The following is a 25,785-nucleotide window of genomic DNA, read 5'->3' as shown; positions in this document are numbered from 1 at the left end:
CGGTTTGAGCTATGCGGTGATCAGCCGTATTCGGGATCGGGTTTTCCTTTCGTTGGCGGGCGGCCGCGACGCTTTGGCGGTGGATTGAACGTGACGCCGGCGCGGACGTTTTCGGGCACCAGCGCGGCGTGCTCGCGCATCCTGTAGCTGGAGCCCTCGATCTGGATGACGACGGCGTGGTGCAGCAGCCTGTCGAGCAGCGCCGTCGCCACGACGGCATCGCCGAAGACCTCGCCCCATTCGGCGAAGCCGCGGTTAGAGGTGAGGATCATGGCGCCCTTTTCGTAGCGGGCGTTGACCAGCTGGAAGAACAGGTTCGCGCCGCCGGGTGTGACCGGCAGGTAACCGATCTCGTCGACGACGAGCAGCGACGCTCTGGTGAGGAAGCGGATCTTCTCGCGAAGCGTGCCCTCGCGCTCGGCCTTGGCGAGCTGGGCGATCAGATCAGCCAGCGGGATGAAGTAGACCGCCTTGCCGGCGCGCACGGCCTCGACCGCCAGCGCGGTCGCGATGTGGCTTTTCCCGGTGCCGGGCGGGCCCAGCAGATGGACGACCTCGGCGCGCTCGATGAAGTCGAGGCCGGCGAGCGCCAGGATGCGGTTGCGGTCGAGCGAGGGCTGGAACGAGAAGTCGTAGCCGGCGAGCGTCTTGACGACGGGCAGCCGCGCCATGCGCAGGGCCGCCTTGATTCGGCGGTTCTCGCGCAGAGACAGCTCCTCGCCGAGCAGATCGTCGAGCGCCTCGATGCCGTCGATCTGGCCCTGCTCGATGCGTCGCAAGGTCGCGTCGAGGATCTCAAGCGCCCGCGGCATCTTGAGGCTGACCAGGCTGCGGCGGATCGAGTCGACGCGCGAGGATGGTGCCGCGCCGTTCATGGCCGTCCTTCCATCGCCAGGCTCGCGCCAATGGCTTCATAAACCGCCAGCGAGCGCAGCGGCACATGGTCACCGAGCCGGCCGATCATCGTCGTGCGCCGTTCCTGTGGCCGTGATTGAGGCCTTCCGGTGCGATGACGCCGGTCGATGCGATACTGGAGGCGTCCTTCGAGCACAGGGTGCTCAGCAACCACAACGCCGCGATCGATTACCCGGACTACGTCCGGTAGCTGCTCGACCTCGACGATGCGGCGCGTGCGGTCAGGCACGCTGTAGAAGTTGCCGCCGACCGCCACAAAGCCGTCATGGGTAACCCGCCGCTCGAGCTTCAGCACGGCGTTGAAGCGGTGTTCGGGCAGCCGCTGCAGTTCTCCCTGCTCCTCGGCGAAGGCCTCGGCCACCACGCGCTGCGTCGTGCCGTGCACCCGGACATTGGCCACCGTGTCGAGCCACTCGACGAGCTGGGCGTTGAGGTCCTCCATGTTGCGGAAGGATCGGCCCAGGAAGAAGTCCTCGCGGATGTAGCGGAACGGCCGCTCAACTTTCCCCTTCGTCTTGGCGCGATAGGGCCGGCACGCCCGGGGCTGGAACCGGTAGTGCTTCGCCAGCGCCAGCAGCGAGGTGTTGTAGACGATGTGGCCCTGGTCGTCCTCGCCGGTGACCGCGGTCTTCATCCGGTCATAGAGGATCTCGATCGGCACGCCATCGATCGCCTCGAACGCCTGCATGTGACAGCGCAGCAGCGTCTGCAGGTCCTGATGCAGCACATAGCGGGCGAACACGAGGCGCGAGTAGCCCAGCACCAGGCTGAACAGCCAGACGATGCGCACCACGCCCGGCTCGTCGGTGAACTCGACGACGAACCGGGCGAAGTCGACCTGGGCCTGCACGCCGGCCTTGGTCTCGAAGCGAACCTCGTAAGGCTTGGGATCATGGTCGGGCCGGATTGCTGCCAGGTAGCGCTTCACCGCGGTGTACGCGCCGGCATAGCCCATCTCCCTGATCTCGCGCGTGAGGCGCGAGGCCGTCAGCTCGGGGAACGCCGTCACGCGCTCGCGCAGGAACTCCATGTAGGGCGCGATCTTGCTCGGCCGCCCGGCCTTGCGGGGGCCGTAAACCGGCACCTCGACGCCGCGCTCGATGTATTTGCGAACGGTCTTGGGATCACGGCCCGTCCGGCGGGCGATCGCCGTCACCGACAGCCCCTGCCGGTGCAACTCCAGTATCATCATGGCTTCTCCAAGTCGGATCATCAGCGCCGCCTCCCGCAGGAGGTCATCGCGCCGATTTTGGCGTTGCCCAATGAGCCGGGGTTAACCCCGGCTCATTGGGCAACCAGGCCCAACAATCAGGGAATTTTCAAAGCCCACATCCGCGGAGAATTACACGCCCACTGACAGCGCGAGCCGCGAGCTGACGGAAGGGTTCGGATCACTGCTCGCGGCGATCGTTCTGCTGTCCGTCGGGATATGGATGCACGGCAAGGCGCAAGCCGATCAGTGGCAACGCTATATCCGGGAGAAGATGGCGCGGGCGCTCACAGGTGGATCCGGTTGGTTCCTGTTCGGACTAGCCTTCGTGGTTGTCTATCGCGAGGTTTTCGAGACGATATTGTTCTACGCCGCACTCTGGACGCAGGGCAACGGGCCCGTGCTGCTCGCTGGCGCAGGGTCGGCCGTGCTGCTGCTCGCGGTGATCGCCTGGGCCATGCTTCGCTACAGCAGAACGCTGCCGATCGCACAGTTCTTTCGCTACAGTGCATGGCTGATGGCAGCACTGACGGTCATTCTCGCGGGCAAGGGCGTTGCAGCACTCCAGGAGGCAGGCATCTTCGACATCTCGCCGCTTGCGAATGTGCCTCGGTTCTCCATGCTGGGCCTCTTTCCGACCAGGCAGTCGGTGGCGGCGCAGCTGCTGATGCTGATCGCGATCATCGCCGGTTTCGCCAGCAATCGGCGCAAGGGCGTGCGCCCGTCAAATTTCTCGCCGGCCGAATAGGCTCCGCTATTCTCGCCGTTAACCCACGCCGGCTGTCCCCATGCACGTCAGCGATCATCCTCAGTGCGCTGCCTGACCCAATGTGATGCAAGACGGGCGGTCAATTCGCCGGCGATCAGCGTAGCAGCTAACGCGAGCGTACCCAGTACGGGGTCGTCGATCGAGAAGAACAAGAGGCCGGCGATGATCACAAACACGACGTTCACCGCGGCCCACACCCATTCGGGCAGCGAGGGCCGGTTCCTCATCAAAACCGCCTCACATGGGCGGCGACAATCATCCGGACCGTGATGCGAACCGGGTCAAACAATGTACCTGTCCCAGCCGGCGTAATGCTCGCTGCTGCGTTTGCCGCGCTGAAGGTTCAGCGCGATGATCACGAACCCGATCGCTATGCCGCTCAGCGTCGCCGCAAAGCTTGCCCCGGTCAGAAACAGCGGCGCGGAAACGATCCAGACGCCGACGACAATGTTGAGAAAGCGGAGTGCGCGCGCCACCTCCGCGGTCGCAATGATCGATATCGTAATGACCAACGCGCCAGCGACGTGATCGCTGTTGGCCATCGCCCCGATCGTGCCGAAGGTGAGGCGCGTCAGCATCAGCGACGCGCCCAGAGCCATGCTCGCCGCCAATTGCCACGGCAGCGTGATGCCGCGGGTCGCATCGTTCCAGAAAGCGGCAGGACTGGCGAGTGCGTCGGAGGAGTCCACCTCGCCCTTTTCGACGGCATCGCCATGAAAGAAGGTGGCGATGAGCGGTTTGCCCTGGCAGCGCGCCCATTGCAGGAACTGCCCCATGGCGATCACCTCATCCAGCGCAAAGGGGATCATCACCAGCATAGCGAGACCGGCGATCAGCGCTGGCGTGCTCCATGTTCCGATCACGATCGGTTGAATGATAATAAAGTAGATCGAAACGACCCCTAACGGGATCACGAGGATGCCGAAGAACGCGACCATCCACGGCATCGTGCGCCAGCGGTCGCGCGTTCCCATGACCGCCATCAGAATTTCAAACGTGTAGCTGACCGCGCCAAGTCCGGCATCGGGGATCGGCCAGGCCTTGGAGACATCCGAGGTAATGATTTCCTCGGTGCCGTTGCGGGGATCGGTGAGTGAACCTGAAAAGAAGGGCTCCCAGACGCCATCAACATGGCCGAGCTGATAGGCGGTCAGCATGCGCGAAATCAGCAGTCCGATCAGTCCCAGGATCGCGATCGGAAGCCGCTGCGCACCCGTGGACGGACCGTAAGTCCATCCCGGCGGGATCGATTTGGGGTCCATCATCCCCGCCATGCTCATCCCCGGCATCATCGGCACGAGGACGGAGAAAGCGATAGCGAGTGTGCCGACGAGCAGGTCGTTTTGATATTGCGCCGCGCTCGGGCTCCAGAAAAGCAACGGCGCGAAAAGCAGCCATATTCCGACAAAGCACGCCGCCCATTGCCCGAACCAGGCGGTCCGCTTGGACAGCGAAAGCAGGCCGAACAGGACCAACAGCGTCCCGCTTGCGATGTCGCTCGCCATGAGCAGATCGGCTCGCCATTCGATTGGCGCCAGGCCACGGTCGAGCGTCACCGCGCGCACCGAGGCCGCGACCGTGTTGCTCGTTGCGGCGTCATAGACGAGCGGACTCGCCGCCAGCCACGCGCCCAGCCCGATATTGGCGTAATGGGCCCAGCGCGTCTTGCGACCATCCGCGTCCATCGCCGCCATGTGGTCGCCGTCCATCGAAAGATCGCCGAGTGCCGCAGCCATGTTGTGGTCGTGACGATCAGGGCTACCCGCTTTGTCCGGGTTCCGATCTTCGCTGGCGGCATCGCCTCCACGTTTCGCTCGATGGTCATGCCCCCCCAGAGGCCCCGGCCGCTGGCCATACCACGCGACCAGCGAAGGATTGAGCTTGTTGGCGGCATACCAGGCCGCGGGATCCCGCTTAAGCGCCGCCACCATCTTCGGGAGCGCCGTGCCGAGTTGATGCGCTGGCTGCCAATCGAGAAGCTGTCGCGCGCGGCTGATATCGAGGACATAATGGTCGTTGCTCGCCTCGACCATCCACGGCTTGATCTCGCTGTCTTCGCCCAGAAGCTTGTCCTGCACCCAGGCGCCTGCCTTGGCGACCGGCTGTGGAATCCGAAGCGTCTCCCAGCGCTCCCCGTGCAGCGCACGGCCGATGATGTCCTGGACTTCTGCATAGCCAAGCGCTTCCGGCTCGCCGATGAGGAGCGGCAACGCGGGCGGCAGCCCACCCCTCCGGTCGACCAGCCGCGCTATCGCGTCGGTCAGATCGTCGAGATGGACGAAGGACTGACCAGCGCAGAGCATGCCCGGATAAAGGTGCGCGGTCAGCCGGTGCTCATAGATCCGGGCGATCTGCTGCGCAATGAAGGGTTGATGGCCTTCGTCCTCATAGACACCGGCAATCCTCAGAAAGACGACCGGGATGTTCCCATGACGCTCGCGAAGTATCGCTTCGGTACGCACCTTGGATTCGGGGTAGGGCCAGCTCGGGTCGATCGGCGACTCTTCAGTGATGCGCTCGTCAGGACTGTCGGTCGCTCGGTGGACGAGCATCGTGCTGGCAAAGATGAATTGCCCGACCTCGAATTCCTGTAGTGCGCCGATCAGCCGGAGGGTGCCCTCGACCGTGATCTCGTTGTAACGAGGGTTCGGTTCGCCGGTGACGTCGTAATAGGCGGCGAGGTGAACGACCGACGCGATGCGACTGCCAAACTTTTCACGCACCGTTTCGAGTGCCGCGCGCACCCCTTGCTCGGACGCGAGATCGATGTCCACGGCAGTCGCCGGCGCTGGCGGGTCGGGGGGACCAGCTCGATCCAAGCCGACCACTTCGTACCGCTCACCAAGGCGGCGGACGACGGCCGCACCGATGAAGCCGCTCGCGCCGGTGACCAGCACGAGTTCCCGGGGCTGATGGACAGAAGGCGGCGTGGCATGTTCAGTGGGCATCGATCACCTCATCGCCGTCGTTCCAGCGGGATGGGCGCCTCGTCCGCCCTCATTCACCAATACGTCCCGCAGGCATTCATCCCTCGAAAAGCGAGGTTGGCAGAGACAACGCTCGACGTGTGCTCCCGGGTCGGTCGTGGTCGGCTGGCGTATCCCCGCCGGCGGCAGCCAATGCGCAAGGAACAGGCGCGGTGCTTTCACGATTCCGCCACGTCTCCGGTTGATCTAGCCGCGCGACGCGCGTGGCGGCGTCGCAGTAGCAGATAGGCGGCCGGAATGACCAACATCGACAGCAGCGGTGCGGTCAGCATGCCGCCGATCATCGGCGCGGCGATGCGGCTCATCACCTCGGAGCCAGCTCCGGTACCGATCAAGAGCGGAAACAGGCCCGCCAGGATGACTGCCACCGTCATCGCCTTGGGTCGCACCCTGAGGAGCGCGCCCTCGCGCACCGCCGCCTCGATCTGTTCTGTGTCCGGTGTCGGTCCGCGCTCGGCAAGGGCATGTTTGAGGTAGATGAGCATGACCACGCCAAACTCGGCCGACACGCCCGCCAGCGCGATGAACCCGACGCCGGTCGCGACCGACTGATTGTAACCGAGCAGATAGAGCAGCCACAGTCCGCCCGTGAGCGCGAAGGGGAGGGTGCCCATGATCAACGCCGCCTCATCGAGGCGTCTGAAGGTCGCGTAGAGCAGCAGGAAGATGATAAGCAGAGTCGCCGGAACGACGATCTTGAGCCGCTCGGTCGCGCGCTGGAGGAACTCGAACTGGCCAGTGTAGGTGACACTGACGCCGGGCGTGAGCTTGACCTTTGCGGCCACTGCGCGCTGCAGGTCACCGACGATTTCCGTGAGCGCCCGCCCTCGGCCATCGACGTATATCCACGTCACCGGCCGACCATTCTCGCTGCGCAGCATCGGCGGCCCTTCGTTGACACGAATATCGGCGACGGTGCCAAGCGTGATCTGCTGGAGCGAGGGGGTTACGACCGGCAGATTGCGCAGATCGTCGAGGCTGTCGCGCAATTCTCGCGGGTAGCGCATGCTGATCGGATACCGCGCGAGGCCCTCGACCGTCTGGCCGATCGTCTCGCCGCCGATCGCGCCCGACACGACCGACTGCACGTCCGCGATATTCATGCCGTAGCGTGATGCCGCAGCGCGATCGATCAAGACGTCGATATAACGGCCGCCAGTCAGGCGTTCGGCGAGCGCGGAGCTGACCCCGGGGACAGTCTTTGCGACTATTTCGATCCGTCGCGCGACCTGGTCAATCTCGGCCAGATTCGACCCCGCGACCTTGATACCGATCGGGCTCTTGATGCCGGTCGACAGCATGTCGATGCGGTTGCGGATCGGCGGTATCCAGAAATTGGCGAGCCCGGGGACTTTGACGGCCTTGTCGAGTTCGTCGATCAGCTTGTCCTGCGTCATGCCAGGGCGCCACTCGGTCTTCGGCTTGAAACGGATCGTGGTCTCGAACATCTCGAGCGGCGCGGGATCGGTCGCCGTGTCAGCGCGCCCCGCCTTGCCGAACACGCTCTCGACTTCGGGGACGGTCTTGATCAGGCGATCGGTCTGCTGGAGCAGCTGCGCCGCCTTGGCGGCCGACAGACCCGGCAGCGCCGACGGCATGTAGAGCAGATCGCCTTCGCTCATCTGCGGGATGAATTCGCCACCGAGCTGGCTGATCGGCCAGAGGCTCGTTGCGAAGACCAGCCCCGCAATCAGCAAGACCTGTTTGGGCCGGCTCATCGCCCGGTCGAGCGCCGGCCTATAGATGCGCGTCAACCAGCGGTTGATCGGATTGGATTCCTCAAGCGGAATCTTGCCGCGGATGAGGAACCCCATCAATACGGGGATCAGCGTGATCGAGAGGATCGCCGCGCCCGCCATCGCATAGGTCTTGGTGAAGGCCAGCGGCGCGAACAGGCGGCCTTCCTGCCCCTGGAGCGAAAACACGGGCACGAACGACAGCGCGATAATCAGGAGGCTGAGGAAAAGCGCCGGGCCGACCTCGGCCGCCGCCGCGGTGATGACGCGCCACCGCTCAGGTCCTTTCAGCTCCTCGCCCGGCCGATCGCGTTCCCAATGCTCGATATGTTTGTGCGCATTCTCGATCATGACGATCGCACCATCGACCATCGCGCCGATCGCGATCGCAATGCCGCTCAGCGACATGATGTTGGCGTTCACGCCCTGCACGCGCATGACGATCAGCGCAAACAGGATGCCGAGCGGCAAGGTCAGGATCGCGACCAGCGCTGATCGAACGTGCCACAGGAACAGTGCGCACACGATCGCGACGACGATGAACTCCTCGATCAGCTTGCTCGTCAGGTTTTCGACGGCGCGGTCAATCAGGCCGGAGCGATCATAGGTCGTGACGACCTCAACACCCGGCGGCAGGCTCTTCTTCAGCTCGGCGAGCTTGGTGCGCACGCCGTCGATCACCTCGCGGGCATTCTTGCCCTGGCGCATCACGATGACGCCGCCGGCAACCTCGCCCTCGCCGTTGAGCTCGGCAACGCCGCGACGCATCTCGGGGCCGAGCTGGATCGTCGCGACGTCGCCCAGGCGGACGGGAATGCCGCCTGCGACGGTCTTCAGAGGCACGCTGCGGAAATCGTCGAGCGTCTTGAGATAGCCCGAGGCGCGAACGATATATTCCGCTTCCGCCATTTCGAGCACGGCGCCGCCAGTCTCCTGATTGGCGCGTTTCAACGCCTCGGTGACCTGCTCCTGCGTCACCCCGTAGGAGGCAAGTTTCTGAGGATCGAGCAGCACCTGATACTGCTTGACCATCCCGCCGATGCTCGCGACTTCGGCGATACCCGGAATGGTCTTGAGCTCGTAGCGCAGGAACCAGTCCTGAATGCTCCGCAGTTCGGCGAGGTCGTGCCGTCCCGTCCTGTCGACGAGCGCATATTCATAAACCCAGCCGACGCCGGTCGCGTCGGGGCCAAGCGATGCCTTGGCCCCTTCCGGCAAGCGGTTCTGCACCTGGCTCAGATATTCGAGCACGCGGCTGCGCGCCCAATAGAGGTCGGTGCCGTCCTCGAACAGAATATAGACGAAGCTATCGCCCTCGAAGGAGTAGCCGCGCACCACGCGCGCGCCCGGCACGGACAGCATGGTAGTCGCGATGGGATAGGTGACCTGATCCTCGACGATGCGCGGCGCTTGCCCGGGATAGGTCGTGCGAACGATGACCTGGACGTCCGACAGGTCCGGCAACGCATCGACCGGTGTCGTTCTGACCGCACCGATCCCGATGGCGATGAGCAGGGCGGCGGCCAGGAGGACGAGGAAGCGGGCCTTTACCGACGCTTGGATGATACGCGCGATCATTTGGCGTCGCCCGCGATCGGACGCGCATCGATGCCGGTAAGGCTGGCTTCGGAATCGATCAGGAACTGACCGGACGAGACAATGCGTTCCCCCTCCCGCAGCCCTGCCAGGATTTCGGTCTGTCCGCCCGCGTCACGCCCGACCTGCACTTCCGCGGGCCGATAGCGTCCTTTGGGTTCCGCGAGCATGACGAGCGTGCGCTTCCCGGTGCGGATGACCGCTTCGCTCGGGACGAGCAATGCCGTCTGCGCTGTACCGCCCAAATGAACCGTCGCGAACATCCCTGGGCGGAGTCGCCCTCCGGAATTGCGCAGTTCGACCCTGACGGTCAGTGTCCGGCTCTCGGTTTGCGCGGTCGGCAAGATGGCGACGACCCGCCCAGCGAAGCGTTCGCCGGGAAAGGCCGCCAGCACCGCGGCCGCCGACTGCCCGACTTTGACATCGCTGGTTCGGACCTCCGGCACCGCGGCGTTCAGCCACACCGTGCCGAGGCCGTTGACCTGTGCGAGCGTCTGCCCGGCGGCGAGCGTGACTCCGGCCCGTGCGTCGAGCGTTTGGATGACGCCGCCGATCGGACTGCGCACCGTGGTCAGCCCGCGGCCGCGCGAACTCCCGCCCGGAATGCCGATCAGCCGCAGACGCCGACCAGCGGCCGCGATCAAAGCCTTGTCGCCGGTACGGCGCACGGCCTCATATTCGACTTGCGCGCCGCCCCATTCCGGAACGAGAAGATCGGCGATCGGGGCGCCCGCGCCGATCACGTCGCCCGGCGCGCGGTCGTAAACGCGCTGGACGAATCCGGCAGCGCGCGCCTGGATGATGGCGACGTCGCGTTGATTGAAGCCGATCGTGCCGGTCACGTCGAGCGCGCCCGCCAGCGTGCCGGCTTTTGCGACGGCAGTTCTCACGCCCAAATTCTGCGCAGCTTTGGGATTGACGGTTATGCCCGGCGCGCCATCGCTACCTTCGTCGGCATATTTGGGCTTGAAGGTCTTCATCCCCATCGAGGAGAGCGATTCCGGACTGTCGTAATGCTCCCCCGGCACCATCGGGTCATAATAATAGAGGACCTTGCGCCCCCCTTGCGCCGCCGAATCGGCTGGCGCGGGCTGGCGCGGTCCGGCAAAATAATAGCCGGACGCGCCGGCGATCAGGGCAACAGCGGCAAGCGCGGCGCCGGCACAGGCACGCTGCGTGCGATCGAGTGTCATTGGCTGTCGTCCCCGTAGGTGAGGTTGATCCGGACGCTGTCGCGCAAGACGGCAGCCTCGCGGTCGAGGGTGGTCAGAACGGCGTCGGCAAGAGCCGAGTGCGCATCGACGATGTCGATCAGGTTCGCGCGCCCGGCCGCGAAGCTGGCCGTTTCGAGGCGCACGCGCTTCTCGGCAAGCGGCTGAAGCGTGTCCCGAGCGCGCATCCATTGTTCGTGATGCATCATGTGGTCCGCAAGATCGGAGGCGAGTGCGGCCGCGAGCGCCCGACGAAGCTCTGCCTGTTCGGCCAGGGCTGCCGAAGCATCGGCCTGTCTTGCCGCGATCTGCGCATTCTGGCGGTGGCGAGTGAAGATGGGCAAGCCGATCGTCACCCCGGCCGAGACATAATCGCCAAAGCGTGGATCGCGACGCTGATAGGCGAGGTTAACACCGAAATCAGCGCGGCGTTTGGACTCAGCCACACGCACATCCGCCTCGGCCTGACCTTCCCTGGCAGCGGCCATCTTGATCGTTGGATGACGGTCGATCGCGCTTTCAAAAGCAGCTGCGCGGATCGGGAAGTCCGGAACCGCGCCTGCGATCTCGGGCTCAGGATCGCCGGTCCAGCGCGTCAGCGCCGCCCGCGCCTTGGCGACACCTGCAACCAGCTCGCTGCGCCGGTCCTGCATTTTTGCGACTGCCTCGTCGCCAGCCACGGTTTGGGCCGGTCGCGCGCTTCCGGAAGCGACGGCGCTGGGCGTGGTATGAACGATCGCTTCCAGCCGACGAAGGACTTGATCGATCGCGGCGACCCGGCGTTCGGCGTAGGCCAGATCGACCCAGGCAACACCGGCGGAAACCGCGACGTCGCGCGCGCTAGCCGCCGCGTCGGCTTCGACTGCCCTGATGTCGGCATCTGCCCGCGCCTGTTCGGCATGACGTTTCGCCAAATTGGGAATGGCCTGCGATGCCTCGACCTTTACCCAGGTGAAATTGTCCCGGTTCGGCTGAAATGCCAGCGGCCCGGAAATGGGAAAACTGTCTAGACCGACCCCGAGCGTTGGATCGGGCAGCGCACCGGCGGCGCCGCGCGCGGCGCGCGCGGCGTCCATTCTGCGCGCTTTCGCGACAAGCACCGGGGCATTTGCGCGCGCGTGCTGGAGCGCCGCATTGAAGGTGAGCGGTTGCGCCGAAATGGCCACCGGACACGTCGCGACAAGCGACGCGAGCACTGCATGTCTCATAGAATTCTTCCGTAGCAAGCCGGGCAGGGCGACCGACATTTTCAGCAGTGTTGCTCGAAGCGCCGAATTGCCGCGTCGCCTTGCTTCCAGGTGATCAACGTGGGCCGCCATCCGGGCGGTCGACGGACGACTTATGCATGCAGGTTGTCGGATCGACCTTCATCATTGTGCAGTCACAAGCAGGCTGTTTGCGGTCAGGCACCCAGACCCGTCGCATCGCGGGTCCAGTCGACTTCGATCCAAAATCGGGACCAGGGCGCCATTCATAGTGACCGGAAGATGCGGCTTTTGACACGGGAGCCGCTTCGGAGGAAGACGATTGGGGAGCGGCCGCAAGCGCGACCGCAACAAGCAGAGTGATCATGATAATATCCTCTAGTGATGTGACGTCAGCGCTGCGGTGCGAGCGGTCATGACGCGGCGCACCCACAGGCGAGGGCAATCAGATGAGGCTTGACGGGGGGTGTGGTTCGGGGCTGATCGTGCCACCCGCCAGGACAATCACGGCGGGCCAGAATTCCGGTTCGCCAGGCAAGCGGTCGCGATCGACAGCGGGAGCCGCGTTTTCGACGGTCATCGGCACGACGCAGCCCATTTGAGCTACACAATCGAGCGTCAGCCCTTTGCAGGGTGGTTGTTTTTGCCCCTGCTGCTGCATGGCCATGTCGACGCAGTCGGCCCCCATAGGGGTTGCATGAGCGGCGGCCATCACCGTCGGCGACGCGATCGGGCCAATCGCGTAGGCCGCCTGCAGTCCGAAGAGACCGCACAACGCGCCCACGAGGAGCATAAAGGCGAGACGGCTTTTCAGCACCTGATCAATGTCGGACGATTGAAGTCGTGAGTCAATGCAAGCGCATCACCTGCAACCGCCTCCCTTCTGTGGCACCGGCCCTCGTAGGTGCGCGAATGCCGAAGTTGTGCGACACGCAATTCTGGTCCCCCACCCCGAGGATGGTGGCAGGATGGGGGTCAATGTGCACCGAATCTTCTAGCATTTATTGCCTTTTGAAGCCACCCTTGCGTTCGAGCCAAGTATATCGGAACCACGACGCACGGCGCAAATCCTTGTCGCGCGCCGTTGAAGCGATCCATGTTTGCGGAAATCGTGCAGTCTTAGCCATGGCGGGCATACGCCCGACGTCCGCCCGCGCCGAATGCGATCACGTCGTAGCGTTGCGCCCTCATGCCAGGCATTTCCATCCCCGGCGACCCGAGCGGCATCCCACCGACCGCCAGTCCACGAATCCCGCGCGGCTTCTCCGCGAGAACGCGTTTGATATCGGCGGCCGGCACGTGCCCTTCGACAACCACGCCGTCGATCACCGCCGTGTGACAGGAAGCCAGATCAGCAGGAACTCCCAGCTTCGCCTGAAAGGCAGATCGGTTGGGGTCGTCCAATGTGCGCACAGGCCGACCGAGTTCTCGACGGATCTGCGCGGCCCACTTTTCGCAGCAGCCGCATCCAGGATCGCGATGCATCGCGATCGCGGACGCCGCCGATGCCGCGACCGGCGACGCAAAAAGGACGAGGGCGAGGCAGGCATGGACAGTTTGCTTCATATGATGTGCTCCGAAAATTTGCCCCGCCCTGACAGGGGTGCTCAGGGAAAACCAGGGCGGGGCGGGCGACCGCTACTGCGGGCGCTTGCCGTGCTTGCGAAGCCAATCCTGGAGCTCCGCAATGTCCTTTTCCTGCTTGGTGACCGTCATCGCCGCCATCTGGCGCGTGTCGGCATCCTTCGCGTCACGCTGAGCGATCCGCGACATGGCGATCGCGCCGCGGTGATGCTCGATCATCTTGCGCGTCCACGTCTCCGCCGCATCCGAACCCTTGGCCGACATCATCTTGCGATGCATGTCCATTTCAGCCGGTCCATAGGGATTGCCCGGATCGTTCATCATCATCTTGGAATGGTCCATGCCCTGCATGCCGGCTTGGCCGTGCTGCATGGCTGGTGTTTGGGCCAGCGCAGGGGCAGCGGTCATGGCCAGCACACCCGCGATCAGCCCTAGTCTCGTTCTCGACATGTCGGCCTCCTTGTTTGGTGATACGCGCCAGAACGCCCGAACCCTCGCAATGGGCCTGAAACACGCGAAATTTGGTCAGGCCCTCGCGCCCCTCGATGGTGCGGGAGCGAAATGAGATCGGCGGCGTTCCGAGCAGCCGGTGACAGCACCGAAGAGTTCCTTCTGGCGCGCGCGGTCAGACGTTCGAGTCGCGAACGCCGAGAGGTGGCAGCGGTCCCCACCGGCCTTGCGGTTCGGCTGTCTACATCCGCTGCAGGATCACCTTCATCTGGTCGATCTCCTGGCGTTGCGAGCTGATGATATTGCCGCACAGCTGCTTGATCTCGGGATCGCGGATCGACGCCTGCTGGCACATCAGAATGGCGCCCGAGTGGTGCGGGATCATCGAGCGCAGAAAGGCGCGATCACCGATCGTCGTCTGGGTTCTGATCAGGGCGAACGAGCCAAGAAACCCAATCGCAGAGATCGCCAGGATCGCGACATTCGCGCCCTTATTGGGAAACATATGCTTCATGGCGAGGATCATCAGCACCACCATCGGTGCGACCATCATCAGCGTCATGTAGACCATGTTGAGATTGTTGTAGAAGCTGTCGAGCCCATCGATCATGACGAACATGACGAGATACATGATCACGCCGCTGACCAGCGTCTGCACGGCCAGGCTCGCATATGGGCTCATCACGCCCTGCTTTTTTCCCATCTGTTCCATTGCTTTCTCCTGTGCCCCCGCACGTTGCTATGTCGGTCGCGAGACCGCTCGGCGGCGCCGGACAGGCCAGCGCATGTAGAGAAGCACGGCCCCGCCCAGCCAAAGGACAATCCCGCCAAGCGCGAAACTGAGGAGCCAAGGCGTGTTGAAATTCTCGTGATTCTTCCAGTCCATGATGTGGAGCCCCCAGAAGAAATCGTAGAGCCGCCAGGTCCCGGTGCGGACCGCCGCGATGCGACCGGTCGAAGCCGGGATAAAAATCCGTGTCGCGTCGGCATCCGCAAAAGCGACCCGCCACGCCGGGAGCGGACCTCTGTACTCGGCGCCGGGGTCGGAAACGAGGGTGACGCTCGCTATGGGCCTGTCCGGTCCGCGCCAGGCGTCGCGCGCAATCGTCTCGGCAATTTGCGCATCGAGCGGCGGGAGACGTGAGGCGGTGACCGCGTCGACGAGCGTGACGCCTTTCGCCGTCATCACTTCCGCAACTGGTTTGCTTCCAAGCATCCGGATGGTGATGCTCTGGACCGGCTCTCCGAGAGACCGCAAATATTCCGATGGTGCGGCGAGCCCGATCCCCGGGTTCAGCGGCATGCCCGTGGTGCGGTCGACGAGGTGGTCGCCGTGGACGCGGCCGATAGGCAAAAAGCTCATCAGCGCGCCGCTCGCGAACCAGAGCAGAAGCTGCGCGCCGACGACGATGGCCAACCATTTGTGCGCGCGGCTGGCAAGCAGATGCAGCCTCGCGCGCGGGCTCCTCATAGAGTGGTGCCTGAGCGTGTCGCGCGGATCTCAGTCATGTCCATTCGGCGCTGCGGGCATTGCCATCCCCTTCATCCCGCCCATGTCCTTCATCATCTCATCGTGCTCGGCCGGTGCGCTCGCGATCAGGGTCTTGTATTGCTCGGGGGTCATGCCCGGCAGCTTGCGAACGAACGCCACCATGTTCCAGATCAACGGATCGGGATGGGTCTTGCCCCATGCCGGCATCGCGCTCAGCTTGACGCCATGCTTGATGATCCAGAATTGCTCCGCAGGCGACAGATCGGTGGTTTTGGCAAGCTCGGGCGCTTGAGGATAGAGACCCTGGCTCATCTCGCTGCGTTCGACGCCCGGCCCCAGATGGCAGCCCGAGCACATTTCCGTGTAGAGCGCGGCACCGGACGATATGCGCTTCGGATCGGAGAGGTTTGCGGGCGCCGCGATGTTCTGCGAATGCACCGCGATCGATCGATCGCGCAGGCTCTCAAGCATGGAATAGACGGGTCGCGTATGCGGATCGTCGGCTGCAATATTATAAACGCCGAAATATATGAAACCCGCAGCCGCGATGATCAGCGCGATCGCCGCGATCACGACGAAGGCCACGCTCGGAAAATGGTGCCTCATTCTTGCGCGGTCCATCATTTCCTCCCTTTCTACGAATATTAGAACCAGAGCCGAACGCCGGCGACCAAGCTCGTAACGGTAGGATCCTCACCGTCAGCGCGCGCGTAGCGGGCGGTCTGCCCGGTTTTCGCCGCGTAGGAGATGCCGATATAGGGCGCGAACTGCCGCGTGATCTCGTAGCGCAGCCTAAGTCCCAATTCGGCGCTCGACAGGCCCGCGCCCGTGCGCGTCTCGGGCACATCCTGCGCGGCCAGATTGAGCTCGACCCGCGGCTGCAGAACCACGCGCTGTGTGATGCGCTGATCATAATAGCCTTCCAGCCGGCCGAGCAGATCACCCTTGTCCGAGAGGAACAGCGCACCCTCGACCTCGAACCAATAGGGCGCCAGACCCTCGAAGCCGATGGTCGCGTAGGTCGTCGGCCGGCCCGGCTTGAAGTCGTGGCGGATGCCGCCCTGCAGGTTGAAATAGGGTCCGATCGCCCGGCTGTAGAGCGCTTGGACCTCCGCCGCCTCGACCCCTTGACGGAACGCGCCTTCACCTTCAGATTTCAGCCACAGGCGATTGATGTCGCCGCCGATCCAGGCCTCGCCGTCCCAACGGTAACCATCGCGTCCCTTCCGCGCCTGATATTCGGCAAGATTGAACATGACCTGATAATTGGTCTGGCCGCCCTGTTCCCGCATCATGTCGCGGCGGGCCGCCGCCATTTCGGGAGCGGGAAAGAGCTTCTCCGCATAATGGTCCATCGGTGGCCGCGGCGCAGCGGCAGTCCCTGCGGGCAGGTTCGTCCCCGTTTGAGCCAAGCCGGGCATCGCCGACATGTCATGGCCAGCCTGGGCGGCCGGCATGTTCATTCCGGGCATCGTTGATGCTCCCGGTTGCGATTGCATGCCGGGCATGGCGCCATGGTCCATCCCTTCCATCGTGCCCGACTGCGCCGGTGCGGCGGGCATTTTCATCGCGCCGTGATCCATGCCGGTCATTCCGGGCATGTCGCTCATCGACTGATCATTGGTCTTTGCGGCCGGCTGACGAGCAGCCGTTGCTGGTTTGCGCACGGAGGTTCGTTTCATCGGAACCGCTTTTTTCGCTGCGGGCTTCTTTGTCGCCGCCGGCTTCTTGGGCGCCGGTTTCTTCGCAGGCATCGACATGCCGGGCATACCCTGCATCGACTGGCCCTGCGCGGGTGCGGTAACTGTAACGGCGAGCGCAGATGTGGCCGCGAGCGCGGTGACGAGCCGGATCATGCCGCCGCTCCCTTCGGCCGAACGCTGACGACGCGCATCATCCCGGCGTGCATGTGGTAGAGCAGGTGACAATGGAATGCCCAGTCGCCGACCGCATCGGCGGTGAGGTCCCACGTCACTTTCCCGCCCGGCTGCACGATCACGGTATGCTTGCGCGGCGCGTGATCGCCATGTCCGGTCACGAGCTCGAAAAAGTGACCATGAATGTGGATCGGATGACCCATCATGCTATCGTTGATGAGGTTCACGCGCACCCGTTCGCCCTCGATGAACGGGATCGGCTCATGGTGGTCGGACATTTTCTCGCCATCGAACGACCACATGAAGCGTTCCATGTTGCCGGTCAGGTGGATGTCGATGCTGCGCGACGGTGCACGCACGTCGGGGTTGCGTTCGAGGGAGATCAGGTCGCGGTAGGTCAGAACCTTGTGGCCGACGTCCTCCAGCCCCTGGCCGGGCTCGCCGGTCCGGTCCATCGGCATCGGCGAGATGGTCTGAACGCCAGGGCCCTTTTTGACCTGCGGCGCCTTGGAGAAGTCGCGCATCTTCATCGAGCCCATATCCATGGAGCCCATATCCATCGAGCCATGGTCCATCCCGGGCATGCTGCCCGACTGCGCCGGCATCGCGCCGTGATCCATCCCGGCCATGGCGCCTCCGTCAGCAGTCATGCCCGAATGGTCCATCGGCATCGCGCCATGATCCATTCCGGTCATGGCGGCGGCGCCCGCGGCGATCGCGGTGGTCGCGAGTTTCGCCGACGGATTCTTCTCGGCAGTCGAATCGACCCCGCGCATCGCACCACCGGACATATCCATGCCCGCCATGCCGCCACCTGACATATCCATGCCCTGCATGCCGCCCATCGACATGTCGCCCATGCCCATGTCCTTCATGGTCGCAAGCGGCCGCTTCCTGAGCGGCGGAACTTCTGCAGCCATGCCCGCACGCGGCGCGAGCGTCGCCCGCGCCATGCCCGAGCGGTCGACGGCCTCCCCGACAAGGGTGAATGCCTTGTCCTCGGTCGGGGTGACGATCGCGTCATAGGTTTCGGCGACGCCAATCTGGAATTCCTCGACCTCGACCGGCATGACGTTCTGGCCATCGGCCTGGACGATCGTCAGCCTGAGTCCGGGAATGCGGACGTTGAAGGTTGTCATCGCCGAGGCGTTGACAACGCGTAGCCGCACTCGCTGGCCGGGCGTGAACAGCGCCGTCCAGTTGTCGAACGGGCCATGGCCGTTGACCAGATAGGTGTAAGCGGGTCCGGTCGCATCCGAAACGTCTGTCGGGTCCATACGCATCTTGCCCCAGTCGACGCGATCCTTGAGCGTCTGGTCGCGCCCGGCGAGCAGGCCCGCCAATGTCTGCCGCTGGAAATTGAAGTGGCCCGGATCGACCTTCATGCGCCTGAAAATACCCTCAGGCGAAATCTGGCTATGGTCGGAAAGTACGATCACATGCTCGCGATCATATTTAACCGGATCCTCGCCGGCCGGATCGATCACGATCGGGCCATAGTGGCCAAGCTGCTCCTGCAGACCGGAATGGCTATGGTACCAGTAGGTGCCATTCTGCCGAACCGGGAACTCGTACAGATAACTTGAACGACCCCTGATTCCCGGAAACGAGACGCCGGGCACCCCATCGAACTGGGGAGGGACCAGCAGTCCATGCCAGTGGATCGAGCTGTCCTCCGCAAGGTCATTGATGACGTTGAGCTTGACGTTTTGCCCTTCGCGCAGTCGGATGAGCGGTGCCGGGACCGTGCCGTTGATGCCGATCGCTGGTGACGACCGCCCGTCGACCATCATTGTCTGCCGGGCGATGCGTAATGTGATGTCGTTGCCCGAGACGGTCGGAAGCGGGGCGGTTATACCCGCCGACACCGGTTGGGCCCAGGCGGGGAAATAGCTCGACAGCGCAAGGCTGCCGCCGACAACGGCGCTGCCGCGCATGAACTGACGTCGACTGTATGGATGCTGCATGGTCTCTCTGGCCTGACGAGCGTTTGGCGTTCTCATAAGGATACGCGGCCCGCGCGCGCTTCCCTCATCAAAAGTTTCTTGGTCGAACAGATTGTTGCCGGAAAAGTCGAGCAGCGACTGTCAATTCGCCCTCGCGGCGCGCTTCGGCGGCAACCACCCTTATGTGTCTATCGTCCAATGATCAGTACAGATATGCGTGTGCGGAAACGCACGCCGGCTGAAAAGGATCAGCGAACGTCAGACGCCGAGCTCGGTACATTGCGCAATATGGATGCAGGCGGAGAGGGCGGTCGCGATTTCGCGGTTTGCGAAAGCGATCATGGGGCCTTGGGCCAGTCATCGCAACGTAGTTTTAACTTCATTTCTTCGCGTCCTGTGATCAGGTCTCCTGAGAGGCGCAATGACGCTGAGCGCTTGGGACGACATTGCGAAAACCGACAATCTGGCATTGACGTGCAGCGCGATCGCGTTGGTTTGCGGAAGGCTCGCGAGGTCGCTCGCACGGCTTCAAAGATCGACAATGCGAATGAAGATCGTCTTTGTGATCGGGGCACCGTTTCGGGCTGTCCATGACGCTGCAATGGAAGTAATCTTTGCATTGTGCGCCCGGCACTATTTCAATTGTCAGAAATATCGCCGGGTTGGCGTGAACAGCTCGGCGCCACGAACGGCCGCTTCTATATCTAATCTTGCTTGCATATAGGATCTTCGATTTGCCACGAATTGCCAATATCGCATCAAACAAAACTAAGATATTGCGTGCAAGCGATTCATATATAAGCTGCATCCCGGCTCAATACCCCGGAATCGACGGTCGTCCATTCGTCAATACCTGGAAGCCGCTGCTTTCACCTCGAGCACGCCGACCTATTGAACTGGTCGGCCTAGCTTCTCCATTAGCCGCATTAGCCGCGCGCGCGCACGATAAATGCGCGTCTCGACGGCCTTTTGGGTGATACCAAGGACATCGGCGGTTTCAGCCTGGCTCAGACCCTCGATCGTTCGCAGCACGAGAGGTTCCTTCAACGTCGTCGGCAGCGTCGCGATCAGGCGTGTCACGCAGTCGAGTTCCTGGCGATCAGCGGTGGCATCATCGACTGCGACCTGGTCATCCGCGATCGCCTCGGCTTCTTCCGTCAACGGGCTGGCAAAGGAAAGAAAGCGGCGAACCTTCTGCTTGCGCGCCAGATCACGACACTTGTTGAGCGCGATTGCGGAAAGCCAGATCCGCATCGAGCGCGCCTCGTCGTAGCGCGACAAGGCCTGGTGGGCCGAGATGAATGTCTCCTGGGTGAGATCAAGCGCATCGTCGGCATTGCCCAAGCAGCCCCGCGCCAGACGAAATACGACTTCCTCGTAGCGGCGAACGATTTCGGCGAAGGCAAGCTGGCGGCCGGCGTGGCTGAGCACGGCGAGCTCACCGTCAGACAGCGCCGTCCAGTCGAGGCTCACCGCGCATCTTCGGTAAGCGCCTTCACCACCGCCTGGTCGAATTGCGTCGTCTGATTGGGCTTCAGCAACTGGCGCATTGCGAAAATATGCGAAAGTGTTGCTTTCTGCAGCTCGCCCATGGCGGCATGGCTCTGATCGACGGCCGCTGCGACACGCGGGCCGTTCCCATGCTCGGCCTCGATCGCCGCTGCAAGCCGGGCATTGTCGGCCCGCAACTCAAGCTCCAGCGCGCGGCGCTGTACCGCATAGCGCCGTTCGAGCGCCTCGAGACGCGCTTGCTGATTGCCGTCTAGCGCCAGTCGGTGGTGCAAAACCTCGTGGAGCTCGGCGCCTGGTTTCGGCGCCGCGGGTAAGAGTTCGCGGCCGATGAAAACACCGCCCAGCGCCGCGCCAAAAGCGGTCACGACCGTGACCGTGGTCCGCCAAGAGGGGTTCACGGCGCACCCATGAGCAGTGTTGACGGCGCAAGCGGCGAGCTCGGACCCAGGGGCGCCAATGGTGACGCAAAGCTGGCCGATGCGGGAACGCTTCCCGCGACCCCCATGATCAGCGCTGCAGCGACAGTACCGATGCTGAGGCCCAGCCCAGCGCGCGCGGCAGTCCTGGCGTTAAGCCGGGCGAATACCCTGTCTTCCATCGATGCGAGCCCGGGAGGCGCCGGTACCCGCGCAAGCTGCCGAAGCAGCGCGTCAAGATCATCCATTTCCGTCACTCCAACGCTCTTATAACAGATTACGCGGCGGCAACCTTTACCCCTCACAAGCGGATGAGGTGGATGGCTCCCGCTCACGGCATCTGAGTGCCAAGATGGGTTGCTGTCAGGCAAACCCGAGCAAAGGAGCCATCCGCCATGGAGATTAGCACGATCGGCCTCGATTTGGCCAAGAACGTTTTTCAGGTTCACGGCATCAGCGCGACCGGCGAGGTCGTGGTCCGCAAGACGCTGCGGCGATCGCAGATGCTTCCCTTCTTCGAGAAGCTGCCGCCGTGCCTGGTTGGGGCCGAGGCTTGCGGGACGTCGCATCATTGGGCGCGCGAGTTGGCCAAGCTGGGCCACGAAGTGCGGCTCTCATGACTGCCATCCGAGACGCTGGCCGAGTTTACTCCATCGCTGGCCTCGAGACCAGCGGTCGCATTGACCTTGGCGGGTGTGCCGCGGGCGCCTGATCGACGACGATTGATCATGCTCTCATCCGCGGGTTGATTACCGCACTACCCGTATCCGTCGCTGGGCCTATCCTCCGTCTAAGTTCGGGCGTCGGACGAACCTGCCCCACCGTACACCGTGGATTGCCCATCACAGTCGGGTGCCCGCGGCACGCCGGCCAAGGCTATGCAGTTGGTGCGCTGGCGCCTCCTCTCGTTAATGTCGTGGGTGGATCAGCCGGCTATCGCCGGCGACACCCGACGGGCGATGTCCCAGGTGTGTTTCGGCCTGCAATATTGACCCCTGTTCGGGGCTGATAGGCGTTGAAAATTGGCTCTGACGCGATTTTGATGCCGGAGTTCATGTTGCCGAGGCGATGAGTCTGGCCTCGAGGAGATCGAGCTTGGCCCGGCCGTACATCTGCCGTTTAACGAGCTTGAGCTTGGTGATCTGGCCCTCGGTCTGCCCGTTTGACCAGTTCGATGCGATCGCGGCGCGCACGGCGTCGATGTCCTTGAGCACGCCGCAGGCGAAGGAGTTTATCAGGCTCTGACGAGCTCTTTCGAGCCAGGTCTCCAGCGAGAAGACCGCTTTCTTGCGTAGCATGACATGAAAGGCGTCGGTGATGTCGCGCGCCTCGACGAGTTGAGGAATAGACTCCTCGATAGCCGCGACGGTGATGGTTTCAGCCCGCGACAGAGCATCGCGCTCGGCGGTCATCAGCCGTGCGATCGTTCGAGCGGAAGGCACCCGATGCAAGCCTTCTGCCTTTTCGGCCCGCCGTTTTCGCGTTGCCCATTCCGTCACCACCCGAAGCGAACCGCCGAAGCCTTGCTGCCGCATTTGCCGCCAAAGCTCGGTGCCGTTGCGCTGACCACCGGTCCACTGGGCGTCCAACCAGGGGAGCCAGGCTTCAAGTGAACTTTCCCGAGTGCGGAAGATATCGGTCCGCTGGCCGCGCAATACCGCCCGCACATAACCTCGGCTGCGCCCGGTCCGGCGAACAATCTCCTTGATGGCGAGGCCGGATTGCGCCTGCTTCAAGATAATCTCGTTGTCCTCCTGCCGACGAAGATAACCCTCATATTGTAATCGCTCCACAGCGGTGAGCAGGCCCGGATTAACGGAGGTCGTGCCGACCGCCCTGCGGATTTCGCGCATCGAGTAGCGAACGGCATCGAGAAAGGCCCGGCTGGCATTTTCCATCAGGTGCCAGCGATCAGCGACCTGGTTAGCGTGGGGAAGCGCCTGCGCTGCGGCCAACGCATAACCGCCGCCGCGGTCCCGGGCGACAACCTGGATCTGTTGCTGTCCAGCGAGCCAGCCGCGCGCGGTGGCTGGCTCCCGGTCGGGCAGCAGACGGATGGGCCGGCGTCGTTCGAGATCGCAGATAATCGTGCCGTAGCGCTGATTGCGCCGCCACGCCCAGTCATCAATCCCAACCACCGTGGGTGCAGCGTGATCAGGCCGACCACCGCGTCGGATCGACCGCAGGAGGGTATCCTTGCTGACCGGCGCCATCAGTCGATTGGCGAAACGAGCGCCAGGGCGACCGCCAAGAGCCAGGCCAAGGTGGAAGATGAGCAGGCCGAGCCGGTTGGTTCGGCGCGCCCATGGTGCCACGACATCGCTGTCGAAGCGTTCGGCGAAAATACGTTTGGCACAGCACACTGTCCGGCAGCGGAACCTCCGCGCATTCAGGACAAGGCGAACGGGTCGGCCGCCAAGCGGAAGGTCGCCCAGCCGCCGCGAATAATGGCTATGCACCGCGGCTGTTTTTATGCCGCAAGCTGGACACCGAGAATGTTGCTGTGGCGAGCGAACCGCAATTTCCGTCACACCTCCAGCATTGCCGACCCGTTCCACGACCAGGCCCGCTGGCACCAACGCTCCACTGCGCAATCGACGAGACATGCTGCTGATCCTCCACGGAAAATCAGCTAAACCGTACCCGCCAATTGCATCAAATATGAGTCAGAGCCAATGTTCGGCGCCGATCGGGGGTCAAGATCCCGCGCCGGTTGACAGCGCGATGACCTCCTGCGGGAGGCGGCGCTGATGATCCGACTTGGAGAAGCCATGATGATACTGGAGTTGCACCGGCAGGGGCTGTCGGTGACGGCGATCGCCCGCCGGACGGGCCGTGATCCCAAGACCGTTCGCAAATACATCGAGCGCGGCGTCGAGGTGCCGGTTTACGGCCCCCGCAAGGCCGGGCGGCCGAGCAAGATCGCGCCCTACATGGAGTTCCTGCGCGAGCGCGTGACGGCGTTCCCCGAGCTGACGGCCTCGCGCCTCACGCGCGAGATCAGGGAGATGGGCTATGCCGGCGCGTACACCGCGGTGAAGCGCTACCTGGCAGCAATCCGGCCCGACCATGATCCCAAGCCTTACGAGGTTCGCTTCGAGACCAAGGCCGGCGTGCAGGCCCAGGTCGACTTCGCCCGGTTCGTCGTCGAGTTCACCGACGAGCCGGGCGTGGTGCGCATCGTCTGGCTGTTCAGCCTGGTGCTGGGCTACTCGCGCCTCGTGTTCGCCCGCTATGTGCTGCATCAGGACCTGCAGACGCTGCTGCGCTGTCACATGCAGGCGTTCGAGGCGATCGATGGCGTGCCGATCGAGATCCTCTATGACCGGATGAAGACCGCGGTCACCGGCGAGGACGACCAGGGCCACATCGTCTACAACACCTCGCTGCTGGCGCTGGCGAAGCACTACCGGTTCCAGCCCCGGGCGTGCCGGCCCTATCGCGCCAAGACGAAGGGGAAAGTTGAGCGGCCGTTCCGCTACATCCGCGAGGACTTCTTCCTGGGCCGATCCTTCCGCAACATGGAGGACCTCAACGCCCAGCTCGTCGAGTGGCTCGACACGGTGGCCAATGTCCGGGTGCACGGCACGACGCAGCGCGTGGTGGCCGAGGCCTTCGCCGAGGAGCAGGGAGAACTGCAGCGGCTGCCCGAACACCGCTTCAACGCCGTGCTGAAGCTCGAGCGGCGGGTTACCCATGACGGCTTTGTGGCGGTCGGCGGCAACTTCTACAGCGTGCCTGACCGCACGCGCCGCATCGTCGAGGTCGAGCAGCTACCGGACGTAGTCCGGGTAATCGATCGCGGCGTTGTGGTTGCTGAGCACCCTGTGCTCGAAGGACGCCTCCAGTATCGCATCGACCGGCGTCATCGCACCGGAAGGCCTCAATCACGGCCACAGGAACGGCGCACGACGATGATCGGCCGGCTCGGTGACCATGTGCCGCTGCGCTCGCTGGCGGTTTATGAAGCCATTGGCGCGAGCCTGGCGATGGAAGGACGGCCATGAACGGCGCGGCACCATCCTCGCGCGTCGACTCGATCCGCCGCAGCCTGGTCAGCCTCAAGATGCCGCGGGCGCTTGAGATCCTCGACGCGACCTTGCGACGCATCGAGCAGGGCCAGATCGACGGCATCGAGGCGCTCGACGATCTGCTCGGCGAGGAGCTGTCTCTGCGCGAGAACCGCCGAATCAAGGCGGCCCTGCGCATGGCGCGGCTGCCCGTCGTCAAGACGCTCGCCGGCTACGACTTCTCGTTCCAGCCCTCGCTCGACCGCAACCGCATCCTGGCGCTCGCCGGCCTCGACTTCATCGAGCGCGCCGAGGTCGTCCATCTGCTGGGCCCGCCCGGCACCGGGAAAAGCCACATCGCGACCGCGCTGGCGGTCGAGGCCGTGCGCGCCGGCAAGGCGGTCTACTTCATCCCGCTGGCTGATCTGATCGCCCAGCTCGCCAAGGCCGAGCGCGAGGGCACGCTTCGCGAGAAGATCCGCTTCCTCACCAGAGCGTCGCTGCTCGTCGTCGACGAGATCGGTTACCTGCCGGTCACACCCGGCGGCGCGAACCTGTTCTTCCAGCTGGTCAACGCCCGCTACGAAAAGGGCGCCATGATCCTCACCTCTAACCGCGGCTTCGCCGAATGGGGCGAGGTCTTCGGCGATGCCGTCGTGGCGACGGCGCTGCTCGACAGGCTGCTGCACCACGCCGTCGTCATCCAGATCGAGGGCTCCAGCTACAGGATGCGCGAGCACGCCGCGCTGGTGCCCGAAAACGTCCGCGCCGGCGTCACGTTCAATCCACCGCCAAAGCGTCGCGGCCGCCCGCCAACGAAAGGAAAACCCGATCCCGAATACGGCTGATCACCGCATAGCTCAAACCGC

Annotated in this window: 20 protein-coding genes and 2 pseudogenes; 4 read left to right on the top strand and 18 right to left on the bottom strand. The window is 63.8% G+C overall.

Features of this window, described 5'->3' with window-relative positions; all coding sequences use genetic code 11:
- Positions 1-20: 20 nt before the first annotated feature.
- Together istB (ACM61V_RS16215) and istA (ACM61V_RS16210) are read right to left on the bottom strand one after the other, a co-directional pair.
- Positions 21-875 carry an IS21-like element helper ATPase IstB gene (gene istB / locus ACM61V_RS16215; RefSeq protein ID WP_419713830.1) on the bottom strand — a complete coding sequence of 285 codons (855 nt, stop codon included), beginning with the start codon at positions 873-875 and terminating at the stop codon, positions 21-23.
- Complete coding sequence (gene istA / locus ACM61V_RS16210; RefSeq protein ID WP_419713831.1) at positions 872-2,128, bottom strand: IS21 family transposase; 1,257 nt, start codon at positions 2,126-2,128, stop codon at positions 872-874. The genes istB (ACM61V_RS16215) and istA (ACM61V_RS16210) overlap by 4 nt, the downstream gene beginning before the upstream one ends.
- Positions 2,129-2,276: 148 nt before the next feature.
- Between istA (ACM61V_RS16210) and ACM61V_RS16205 the strand changes: the two are divergent.
- Positions 2,277-2,873, top strand: a pseudogene (locus ACM61V_RS16205) (FTR1 family iron permease); the annotation flags it as partial.
- 47 nt (positions 2,874-2,920) lie between these two features.
- Here ACM61V_RS16205 and ACM61V_RS16200 read toward each other — a convergent pair.
- The 15 genes from ACM61V_RS16200 to ACM61V_RS16130 all read right to left on the bottom strand — a co-directional run bounded on the left by ACM61V_RS16200 (position 2,921) and on the right by ACM61V_RS16130 (position 20,855).
- Positions 2,921-3,121 (bottom strand): hypothetical protein, encoded by a 201-nt coding sequence (locus ACM61V_RS16200; protein ID WP_286772147.1) that lies wholly within the window; start codon positions 3,119-3,121, stop codon positions 2,921-2,923.
- Positions 3,122-3,175: 54 nt separating this feature from the next.
- Positions 3,176-5,842, bottom strand: a complete 2,667-nt coding sequence (locus tag ACM61V_RS16195; protein ID WP_401531076.1) for an NAD-dependent epimerase/dehydratase family protein — start codon at positions 5,840-5,842, stop codon at positions 3,176-3,178.
- A 197-nt stretch (positions 5,843-6,039) separates the two neighbouring features.
- On the bottom strand, positions 6,040-9,195 hold the full coding sequence (locus ACM61V_RS16190; RefSeq protein WP_401531074.1) for an efflux RND transporter permease subunit: 3,156 nt from the start codon (positions 9,193-9,195) through the stop codon (positions 6,040-6,042).
- Entirely contained in the window at positions 9,192-10,406 is a 1,215-nt protein-coding gene (locus tag ACM61V_RS16185) for an efflux RND transporter periplasmic adaptor subunit (RefSeq protein ID WP_286772144.1), read from the bottom strand. The genes ACM61V_RS16190 and ACM61V_RS16185 overlap by 4 nt, the downstream gene beginning before the upstream one ends.
- Positions 10,403-11,632 (bottom strand): TolC family protein, encoded by a 1,230-nt coding sequence (locus tag ACM61V_RS16180; protein ID WP_286772143.1) that lies wholly within the window; start codon positions 11,630-11,632, stop codon positions 10,403-10,405. The genes ACM61V_RS16185 and ACM61V_RS16180 overlap by 4 nt, the downstream gene beginning before the upstream one ends.
- A gap of 442 nt (positions 11,633-12,074) precedes the next feature.
- Complete coding sequence (locus ACM61V_RS16175) at positions 12,075-12,446, bottom strand: hypothetical protein (RefSeq protein WP_286772142.1); 372 nt, start codon at positions 12,444-12,446, stop codon at positions 12,075-12,077.
- Between the two features lie 302 nt (positions 12,447-12,748).
- On the bottom strand, positions 12,749-13,195 hold the full coding sequence (locus tag ACM61V_RS16170; protein ID WP_286772141.1) for a DUF411 domain-containing protein: 447 nt from the start codon (positions 13,193-13,195) through the stop codon (positions 12,749-12,751).
- Between the two features lie 72 nt (positions 13,196-13,267).
- Positions 13,268-13,663 (bottom strand): DUF305 domain-containing protein, encoded by a 396-nt coding sequence (locus ACM61V_RS16165; RefSeq protein ID WP_294044093.1) that lies wholly within the window; start codon positions 13,661-13,663, stop codon positions 13,268-13,270.
- Positions 13,664-13,904: 241 nt separating this feature from the next.
- Positions 13,905-14,375 carry a DUF305 domain-containing protein gene (locus tag ACM61V_RS16160; RefSeq protein ID WP_401531068.1) on the bottom strand — a complete coding sequence of 157 codons (471 nt, stop codon included), beginning with the start codon at positions 14,373-14,375 and terminating at the stop codon, positions 13,905-13,907.
- Positions 14,376-14,402: 27 nt separating this feature from the next.
- Positions 14,403-15,134 (bottom strand): hypothetical protein, encoded by a 732-nt coding sequence (locus ACM61V_RS16155; RefSeq protein WP_401531065.1) that lies wholly within the window; start codon positions 15,132-15,134, stop codon positions 14,403-14,405.
- A gap of 30 nt (positions 15,135-15,164) precedes the next feature.
- On the bottom strand, positions 15,165-15,761 hold the full coding sequence (locus ACM61V_RS16150) for a c-type cytochrome (RefSeq protein WP_419714149.1): 597 nt from the start codon (positions 15,759-15,761) through the stop codon (positions 15,165-15,167).
- Positions 15,762-15,799: 38 nt separating this feature from the next.
- Complete coding sequence (locus ACM61V_RS16145; RefSeq protein ID WP_419714148.1) at positions 15,800-17,011, bottom strand: copper resistance protein B; 1,212 nt, start codon at positions 17,009-17,011, stop codon at positions 15,800-15,802.
- Complete coding sequence (locus tag ACM61V_RS16140) at positions 17,008-18,999, bottom strand: copper resistance system multicopper oxidase (RefSeq protein ID WP_286772076.1); 1,992 nt, start codon at positions 18,997-18,999, stop codon at positions 17,008-17,010. The genes ACM61V_RS16145 and ACM61V_RS16140 overlap by 4 nt, the downstream gene beginning before the upstream one ends.
- Before the next feature lie 867 nt (positions 19,000-19,866).
- Positions 19,867-20,451, bottom strand: a complete 585-nt coding sequence (locus ACM61V_RS16135) for an RNA polymerase sigma factor (protein WP_286772075.1) — start codon at positions 20,449-20,451, stop codon at positions 19,867-19,869.
- Positions 20,448-20,855: a periplasmic heavy metal sensor gene (locus ACM61V_RS16130; protein ID WP_286772074.1), complete on the bottom strand. Its 408-nt coding sequence runs from the start codon at positions 20,853-20,855 to the stop codon at positions 20,448-20,450. Before ACM61V_RS16130 ends, ACM61V_RS16135 begins: the two co-directional genes overlap by 4 nt.
- A 446-nt stretch (positions 20,856-21,301) precedes the next feature.
- On the opposite strand from ACM61V_RS16130, the pseudogene ACM61V_RS16125 reads away from it, so the two are divergent.
- Positions 21,302-21,520: pseudogene (locus tag ACM61V_RS16125) on the top strand (IS110 family transposase); the annotation flags it as partial.
- Positions 21,521-21,958: 438 nt separating this feature from the next.
- Here ACM61V_RS16125 and ACM61V_RS16120 read toward each other — a convergent pair.
- A complete protein-coding gene (locus ACM61V_RS16120; RefSeq protein WP_265313813.1) occupies positions 21,959-23,512 on the bottom strand; it encodes an ISL3 family transposase in 1,554 nt (517 codons plus the stop codon).
- 144 nt (positions 23,513-23,656) lie between these two features.
- On the opposite strand from ACM61V_RS16120, the gene istA (ACM61V_RS16115) reads away from it, so the two are divergent.
- Together istA (ACM61V_RS16115) and istB (ACM61V_RS16110) are read left to right on the top strand one after the other, a co-directional pair.
- Positions 23,657-24,913 (top strand): IS21 family transposase, encoded by a 1,257-nt coding sequence (gene istA, locus ACM61V_RS16115; RefSeq protein WP_419713831.1) that lies wholly within the window; start codon positions 23,657-23,659, stop codon positions 24,911-24,913.
- Positions 24,910-25,764 carry an IS21-like element helper ATPase IstB gene (gene istB / locus ACM61V_RS16110; RefSeq protein ID WP_419713830.1) on the top strand — a complete coding sequence of 285 codons (855 nt, stop codon included), beginning with the start codon at positions 24,910-24,912 and terminating at the stop codon, positions 25,762-25,764. The genes istA (ACM61V_RS16115) and istB (ACM61V_RS16110) overlap by 4 nt, the downstream gene beginning before the upstream one ends.
- The last annotated feature ends 21 nt before the right edge of the window (positions 25,765-25,785 follow it).

The sequence above is a fragment of the Sphingomonas sp. TX0543 genome (assembly GCF_048565505.1).
In the GTDB taxonomy this organism is placed as follows: domain Bacteria; phylum Pseudomonadota; class Alphaproteobacteria; order Sphingomonadales; family Sphingomonadaceae; genus Sphingomonas.
The sequence above is the reverse complement of the archived record's forward strand: the minus strand, read 5'-3'. Positions and strand labels throughout refer to the sequence as shown.

Bases quoted from the DNA above. Each gene is read 5' to 3' on its own strand.
- istB (WP_419713830.1), bottom strand. From the start codon at position 875: ATGAACGGCGCGGCACCATCCTCGCGCGTCGACTCGATCCGCCGCAGC.
- istA (WP_419713831.1), bottom strand. From the start codon at position 2,128: ATGATCCGACTTGGAGAAGCCATGATGATACTGGAGTTGCACCGGCAG.
- ACM61V_RS16200 (WP_286772147.1), bottom strand. From the start codon at position 3,121: ATGAGGAACCGGCCCTCGCTGCCCGAATGGGTGTGGGCCGCGGTGAAC.
- ACM61V_RS16195 (WP_401531076.1), bottom strand. From the start codon at position 5,842: ATGCCCACTGAACATGCCACGCCGCCTTCTGTCCATCAGCCCCGGGAA.
- ACM61V_RS16190 (WP_401531074.1), bottom strand. From the start codon at position 9,195: ATGATCGCGCGTATCATCCAAGCGTCGGTAAAGGCCCGCTTCCTCGTC.
- ACM61V_RS16185 (WP_286772144.1), bottom strand. From the start codon at position 10,406: ATGACACTCGATCGCACGCAGCGTGCCTGTGCCGGCGCCGCGCTTGCC.
- ACM61V_RS16180 (WP_286772143.1), bottom strand. From the start codon at position 11,632: ATGAGACATGCAGTGCTCGCGTCGCTTGTCGCGACGTGTCCGGTGGCC.
- ACM61V_RS16170 (WP_286772141.1), bottom strand. From the start codon at position 13,195: ATGAAGCAAACTGTCCATGCCTGCCTCGCCCTCGTCCTTTTTGCGTCG.
- ACM61V_RS16165 (WP_294044093.1), bottom strand. From the start codon at position 13,663: ATGTCGAGAACGAGACTAGGGCTGATCGCGGGTGTGCTGGCCATGACC.
- ACM61V_RS16160 (WP_401531068.1), bottom strand. From the start codon at position 14,375: ATGGAACAGATGGGAAAAAAGCAGGGCGTGATGAGCCCATATGCGAGC.
- ACM61V_RS16155 (WP_401531065.1), bottom strand. From the start codon at position 15,134: ATGAGGAGCCCGCGCGCGAGGCTGCATCTGCTTGCCAGCCGCGCGCAC.
- ACM61V_RS16150 (WP_419714149.1), bottom strand. From the start codon at position 15,761: ATGAGGCACCATTTTCCGAGCGTGGCCTTCGTCGTGATCGCGGCGATC.
- ACM61V_RS16145 (WP_419714148.1), bottom strand. From the start codon at position 17,011: ATGATCCGGCTCGTCACCGCGCTCGCGGCCACATCTGCGCTCGCCGTT.
- ACM61V_RS16140 (WP_286772076.1), bottom strand. From the start codon at position 18,999: ATGCAGCATCCATACAGTCGACGTCAGTTCATGCGCGGCAGCGCCGTT.
- ACM61V_RS16120 (WP_265313813.1), bottom strand. From the start codon at position 23,512: ATGTCTCGTCGATTGCGCAGTGGAGCGTTGGTGCCAGCGGGCCTGGTC.
- istA (WP_419713831.1), top strand. From the start codon at position 23,657: ATGATCCGACTTGGAGAAGCCATGATGATACTGGAGTTGCACCGGCAG.
- istB (WP_419713830.1), top strand. From the start codon at position 24,910: ATGAACGGCGCGGCACCATCCTCGCGCGTCGACTCGATCCGCCGCAGC.